Origin of the sequence: Wolbachia endosymbiont of Bemisia tabaci (genome assembly GCF_003999585.1) — a bacterium.
Taxonomy (GTDB): Bacteria; Pseudomonadota; Alphaproteobacteria; order Rickettsiales; family Anaplasmataceae; genus Wolbachia.
This window is the reverse complement of sequence record NZ_CP016430.1, coordinates 106974-113685: the sequence shown is the minus strand read 5'-3', so window position 1 is coordinate 113685 and position 6712 is coordinate 106974. Positions and strand designations below refer to the sequence as shown.

6 protein-coding genes, 1 tRNA gene and 1 pseudogene are annotated in these 6712 nt (G+C 32.7%); 4 read left to right on the top strand and 4 right to left on the bottom strand.

Going from position 1 to position 6712, the window contains the following annotated elements:
* A partial coding sequence (locus BBB02_RS00570) for an MFS transporter (RefSeq protein ID WP_127463613.1) occupies nucleotides 1-651 on the top strand: 651 nt, incomplete at its 5' end.
* Nucleotides 652-1090: 439 nt separating this feature from the next.
* Here BBB02_RS00570 and BBB02_RS00565 read toward each other — a convergent pair.
* Nucleotides 1091-1919: pseudogene (locus BBB02_RS00565) on the bottom strand (Mur ligase domain-containing protein); the annotation flags it as partial.
* A gap of 26 nt (nucleotides 1920-1945) precedes the next feature.
* Between BBB02_RS00565 and BBB02_RS00560 the strand changes: the two are divergent.
* Nucleotides 1946-2614: a septal ring lytic transglycosylase RlpA family protein gene (locus BBB02_RS00560; protein WP_012481726.1), complete on the top strand. Its 669-nt coding sequence runs from the start codon at nucleotides 1946-1948 to the stop codon at nucleotides 2612-2614.
* A 327-nt stretch (nucleotides 2615-2941) separates the two neighbouring features.
* Here BBB02_RS00560 and BBB02_RS00555 read toward each other — a convergent pair whose 3' ends face one another.
* Nucleotides 2942-3457, bottom strand: coding sequence for a hypothetical protein (locus tag BBB02_RS00555; protein ID WP_245970132.1), 516 nt, complete (start codon nucleotides 3455-3457; stop codon nucleotides 2942-2944).
* Between the two features lie 160 nt (nucleotides 3458-3617).
* Between BBB02_RS00555 and ubiH the strand changes: the two genes are divergently transcribed.
* Nucleotides 3618-4775, top strand: coding sequence for a 2-octaprenyl-6-methoxyphenyl hydroxylase (gene ubiH, locus BBB02_RS00550; protein WP_127463588.1), 1158 nt, complete (start codon nucleotides 3618-3620; stop codon nucleotides 4773-4775).
* A gap of 231 nt (nucleotides 4776-5006) precedes the next feature.
* On the opposite strand, the gene BBB02_RS00545 is transcribed toward ubiH, so the two are convergent.
* A complete protein-coding gene (locus tag BBB02_RS00545; RefSeq protein WP_127463612.1) occupies nucleotides 5007-5936 on the bottom strand; it encodes a gamma-glutamyl-gamma-aminobutyrate hydrolase family protein in 930 nt (309 codons plus the stop codon).
* Between the two features lie 60 nt (nucleotides 5937-5996).
* A tRNA-Phe gene (locus BBB02_RS00540) sits at nucleotides 5997-6069 on the bottom strand.
* A 74-nt stretch (nucleotides 6070-6143) separates the two neighbouring features.
* On the opposite strand from BBB02_RS00540, the gene coaD reads away from it, so the two are divergent.
* A complete protein-coding gene (gene coaD / locus BBB02_RS00535) occupies nucleotides 6144-6650 on the top strand; it encodes a pantetheine-phosphate adenylyltransferase (RefSeq protein ID WP_127463611.1) in 507 nt (168 codons plus the stop codon).
* The last annotated feature ends 62 nt before the right edge of the window (nucleotides 6651-6712 follow it).

Sequence of the window (6712 nt, the reverse complement as noted above, 5' to 3'; positions counted from 1 at the left end):
TTGCTGATTTTTCTGTTACCAGAAACAAAAAAGGACCGCGATGTTTTTAGTCTAAAAAAAATGATGAAAGATTACAGAAAATTATTATCGAGTTCAAAATTTATGGTTCTGTCTTTGCAGCAGAGCCTCTTCTCTGCTGCTTATATGTCATTCATTACTTGCGGACCTTTTTTGTATATGGAAACTTTTGGCTTATCCAGTACTATTTATGCACTACATCAAGGTGCAATAGTTGGGTCCTTCTCACTAATTAGCCTATTTTCTATTAAGATCCTCAAAAAATTTGGAGCCGTATGGTGTGTAATTTCTGGTACGAGCGTGGGTGCTATCGGATCTCTATTGTTTGTAATATTCAGTGTAATTATGCCCCATTCTTTCTACTTAGTAACACTATCTATGATTATTTTTTCTATTGGTTGTGCAATATGCCAGCCAGTGGTTTTTAACGCATCAATAAACGTTTTTCCTGAAATTAAAGGTACGGCTTCTTCTGCACTCTCGTTCATTAGAGCTTTTGTTATGGCTATTTTTATCGGCTTAACAAGCTACGTTTACAATGGTCAAGTAATCAGTGCAGCTATTCTTGTTTTTTTTGCAGTAGTTCTAATTTACTGTCTATTTATTGTTTTCAAGATCTGGAAAAATCTATAATCACCATATAGATCCTTCTCATTTCTAGTTATTGCGGTAATATGTATTGTAACTTTGCCGGCTGCTCTAGATGTATCTCTTCCAAATCACTAATCTATATTAGTTAAAGAGTATTATCTTGCTCATGCGCCTAAAGTTTGAGAGCCAATTTTCAGCAATCCAATCAAATTCCAATTTTTTTCAAACAACTGTTTCTTGCTATTTTTGTACCTTAAAAAATTTAGCTTACTTTTACGCTAGCTTGTTCAAATAGCATTAGTACGATTTACTTTTTTTGAATGTAGAGATTTTCTAGGGATTGTCCTCTTAAATTCTATAGTATCTTGTTTAACATTGAAACGAGAATCCAGTTTCAAGCATTGAGGTGATGAAGAAAGGGCTGCTTTTATTCCATCCCTCTCAACTACTCGAGTAGTGGACAATGGAATACGATTACTTTCGTTTATACTAATCAACACGTCAAATTCTATGCTATTATTGTGTTGTTTTATGTTGCTAGCTCTAATTTTACCATTTCCAAACCCAAACGTTATAGAATTACTCGCATCATGATTGATGTCTGCAGAATCAGGCAAAATAGCAAAATTCGCGTTGTTTACAAATCGAGAAAACGCATTTTTGATTTCGTTAAATGTACCGTAATGGTCTATATGGTCGTCATTAATACTTGTTACAACAGCAATATCTGCAGGAATTTTTAACATAGTTCCATCAGATTCATCAGCCTCAATTAAGAAAATGTCACTTTTGCCAAGTTTTGAATTACTCTGATAGGAATTTAATATTCCTCCAACAATTACAGTGGCGTCAGCACCAGAATGATCAAAAATGGAAGCAATCATAGCTGTCGTCGTCGTCTTGCCACTTGAACCTGAAACTGCTATCACATATTTACCTTTCATAATTTTAACCAACATGTCTGACCTATGCAAAACGGTTTTATTGTTATTTCTTGCTGCAACTAGCTCAACATTATCAGGTTTTATTGCGGAAGAATGTACAACTATTTGAGCTTGTCTAATACTACTTGCATCGTGACCAATATAGACCTCTATACCTAATTTTTGTAACCTATCTATATTGTCGTTTGATCGCGTATCACTGCCTTGAACTTTATAACTGGAATTATGAAGAATTTCAGCAATTGCGCTCATTCCAATTCCACCTATACCGATTATATGTATTACTTCTTTTTTAGTGCTGTGCATATTTGGCAGTAGACGTTTACTTATTACTAAATTTATTATAGTATAATTTAAAATCCTCATGGTATCGAACCATTTCACTAAGTACAATGATAAAAAAACTAGCCTTTCTATGTCTAATATTCGTTTTAATGAGTAGTTGTAGTTTTAGCAATAGGTGTAATCACACCGCAGGTCATTATAAAATTGGCAATAGCTATACAATAAATGGTATCACCTACCACCCAAAATACTGTAGCTGTTATGAGGAAGTAGGAATAGCATCGTGGTATGGAATAGAAGATCATGGCACAATTACAGCTAACGGTGAAGTGTTTAATCGTCACTTGATTTCTGCAGCACATAAGACCTTGCCCCTACCCTGCTTTGTTCGTGTTACTAATTTAGAAAATGGAAGAAAGCTTGTTATAAGAGTTAATGATAGAGGGCCATTTGTTGAAGGTAGAATAATAGACTTGTCAGAAAAAGCAGCACAAGTTTTAGGACTTCATAAGTCTGGGCTTGCGAAGGTAAAAGTCGAGTACTTAAGAAAGAGGTCAGAACAATTGATACAAAATACTCCTCATTACAAAAGGCAATATGAAAAAGAAATGCAGAAACGTCACCCAAAACAAAACAATGCAGAAAGTAAGGGATATGTAGCATTTTTTGTAAACGCTCAGGTAGCTAAATCAGCTGCATCAAAGCTTCGTAATCAAGGAATAGAAAATGTTAGATTGCTTTTCAAGAATGATCAATATTGCGTAAAAGTAAGTTAAAACCTGCATTACAAATTGTGTAGCATGACAGAAACTATTTGACAAATGAGAATGTTCCAAGAGCATGTGCGTCAAGTTAAGAAACTATCGTGAAATATAGCAATATTTAAGATTGGTATTTTATTTGTTACATTTCAGGTAGTGACAGCTACCTCAGCTGTAGCTGTAAAAAATAATCTACCACTTAAGAAATTTCATTAAAAAAATAGCATAATCTTATTTCTCTAAAAAATACTATCTTCAACTTGAATATGTTGAAAAATATTTTGCGTATTATCCAAAAAGTCATCCTTTATAGCAGCTAGCTCGGATTGTTTTTGAGATAGATTATCTTCTATTGAAACAATCAAGATCATTGCACTTTAGTTGAGAGCGCATGTCTCCATTTTCATATAAACCTCGTATAACGTCATAATATGCTCGAGTTTCATCAGTTTCTGGTTGTTGCTTTTCTTTGAGTATTGCCTTTAATTTTGAATCTATGTCTAATTCTCTTTTTATAGCTTCAGTAGCATTTTTATGATATTTTTCATAATCTTCAAAATTTTTTAATATTTTACCTTTTACTTCATTTTGTAACATCTTTAGCAAATCTTTAGCATGAGGTTTTTCAATTTTTTCCTTCCACTCATCATACGTATATTTACCACGTTGTGTATCTTGACACTCGCCTCCTACATTAAATAGTTCTTCATTACAGATTGTATCACCCTGATAAAAGTAATCGCTTATATTAATTTTATCGCTAGTTAAAGTTTGTCTAATTTCTGCTTTATTTTCTGCAAGTTCTTCTCTGTACTTGTTAATGCAATTTAGTAATTCTTTTTTGCAATCTGTAGTCATAAGCTGTTTCCTTTAATAAAATAAAACCTATTTTGCATGAAATAATTAATACTTTATTACTAATCTGAGGTATACTAAGGTAGTGATAAGAAGTCCAGCATCTACAAAGTTTGTTTAAACTATTTTCAAAATGAATAAAATGTAATTTTAGGTAAATAAAATGAATTACGATGTAATCATTTCAGGTGGTGGGCTAATTGGTCTTATTACTGCTATTGGCCTGAGTAATGACTCTGTATCTGTAGCCGTAATTGAGAAAAATAGTTTACCATGCACAGTCAATGATAATCGAGCATTTGCTATTTCTCAAGGGTCAAAAAAAATACTAGAAAAATTAGGGATTTGGCAGTTCTTAGAAGATGAAGCTGAACCAATACTTGATATATGCATATTAGATGGAGATAGCCCATTTACTGTTCATTATGACCATAAAATGGTTGGTGAAGAGCCAATGGGCTATGTAATCAAGAGCGCTATTATATGGAATGCAATCAATAACAATTTTTTGCATAAACTCAATATATATTCTCCACGTTCCTATAAAACAATCTCTTGTGACGCAGGATACATGGAAGTTACTCTTGATAATGATCAAAAATTGATATCATCACTATTTATCTGTGCTGAAGGTAAAAACTCTAAGTTACCAGAGTTGTTTTCTATACCAATGATAAAATTTGATTATAAACAAAATAGCATGGTATTTAATGTAAAACATGAATTACATCACCAAAACTTAGCTGTAGAGAGGTTTTTTCCTGGTGGTCCATTTGCAATTTTGCCAATGAAAGGTGGCTATACTTCTTCAATAGTTTGGACAGAAAAATGCGAAATTTCAAAAATGCTGATGAGCTTATCTGAAGAGGAGTTTATCATAGAACTCAAAAAAAGATTTGGTTCTTATTTGGGAGAAATTGAATTAGAGGGTGAAAGAAAATCTTACCCTTTGAGTTTTACTTTTGCGAGAAAGCTTCATAAAAGCAGAATTTTGCTTATTGGCGATGCAGCACATTCAATCCACCCGGTTGCAGGTCAAGGACTTAATCTTGGAATGAGAGATGTAGAGAGTGTTATTAGACAAATAACTAATGCAAAAGTGTCTGGCATTGACGTTGGCAGTAATTACCTATTGAAGAAAATTTCACGTGATAGATACTTTGACAACCTCACTATGGCACTTGCAACTGATGGACTAAATAGAATATTTTCCAACAGAATACTTTGTGTTAAAGTTCTGAGCAATCTTGGTTTAATGGTAGTTGAAAATTCAGATTTTCTTAAAAAAAGCTTCGTTCGACATGCTATGGGGTTTATATAAATCATTAGATTTCTTTCATCATAATCAGGTGTCATTATAGTAGTTGACACTGGAGCTCAAATTTCATAATGTCATTCCAGTGCCCAGACACTGGCATCCAGAAAAATTTATAAGCAAACTTGAGCTTATGCTAAATTTGATGAAATGAAAAACTGGATTCCAGCGTCACGCACTGGAATGACAAGAAAAAGGGTACTTGCATGACATTAGATGATTCTCCTTATTTTAGCATTAAACGCGATGAAGAAAATCATTTATAATTGCTATAGCAACTAGTGTTGAAACCTGACGTGCCTTTTGACTTGACAGACGAGAGTTTTTATCTAATTTGACAACAAGGGCTTCTAGATGACTTTGAAAGTAAATATTACCATGCTTATCTTCGATAGCTTCTATTACCCCGTCATTGGCAAATGCTGCAATTTTATATCCAAGTAGCTCTAGCCTTCTTCTATTCTCTGTAGCATTACTTACTTTACCTGAATGAGCATTCGGAAAATAAGTTGAAAACCAGCCATTTTGATTAGGTAGTAAAAATCTAGCTACCACTTTTTCCAAACGACTACCTGGAACAATTTTTATCTGCTGAAGAGGTATATTCTCTTTTTGTGCTGATTTTAAATGATTCTTCTCATCATTAACAACATTTGTTACTTCAATTTCTTTTGCATACATAATGTCTTGTAAACCACCGCATATGGCAAGCAAATGAATTGTAGGATTGTCATCTACTATTTTTACAATTGCTTCATTCACAAGCTGGCGGTAAGGGTTAAGAGCTGAATGAAAGTTATCTGAAATAAATATTCTGTTTATCTTTTGCTTTTTGATAAATTTTGCAACTTCAACTTTTATTCGATCTAGTATCAGCTTTTTTGCCAATATTTCATCTTGTTTTGCAAACTCTTCTTGGATTTCTTTTAGATTAATTATTTTGTCGTAGTTAATGAATATAGTTTTAACCCCAAAATTATTGAATATCTCATAGATATTTTGAGATTCATCTGTTTTCAATAAACCAACAATTATATTATAATTTACTGCATTCTCTGCTGTCAAAGCAGATGGTTCTTTGTTTGCTTTTTCACTATAAGCGATATTACTTAATAGTAGAAATGTAATTAATAGTATATTAAATACTCTATTGTAACATTTATACATTATTTCCTAAATAATTATATTAATACTATAATATACTATAGAACATTAAGAAAAAGAATGTGGCCTGAGCAGGAATCGAACCAGCGACACAAGGATTTTCAGTCCTTTGCTCTACCAACTGAGCTATCAGGCCAACTACGTACTTTCATTTTTAGACAAAAAACGTTATCATGTCCATCAAAAGTTTTTGAAGTATAGAAACAAAAAATGAACATTAATAACAAAATAGGAATTTATCCTGGTACATTTGATCCTATAACTTTGGGGCACCTTGACATAATAAAAAGAGCATGTAAGCTAGTCGATAAGTTAGTAATTGGTGTTGCAGAAAATGTTAACAAACATACTAGTTTCAACATAAATCTACGCACAAGCATGGCTGAAAATGAAGTGAAAGGACTAGGAATTGACGCAGATGTCATATCTTTCAATGGATTATTAATGAATTTTGCCAAAGAGCAAAATGCTTCTGTTATTATCAGGGGGCTCAGAGCAGTATCAGATTTTGATTATGAATTTCAAATGAGCTGGGTAAACTATAAACTCCTTCCTGAAATCGAAACTATATTTCTTCCTGCATCTGAAGATACTCAATTTATCTCATCAGTTTTTGTGAAAGAAATAGCGAGATTAGGAGGAGATGTTAGCAATTTTGTATCACAAAATGTCCAAAGCGAATTGATTAATCTAAATAGGGTAAAAAATGGAGAATAAATATTTGTTGTTTTCTCCACTTCAAAGCGGTTATGCTCGATGTACAAAATACTATAAAATAA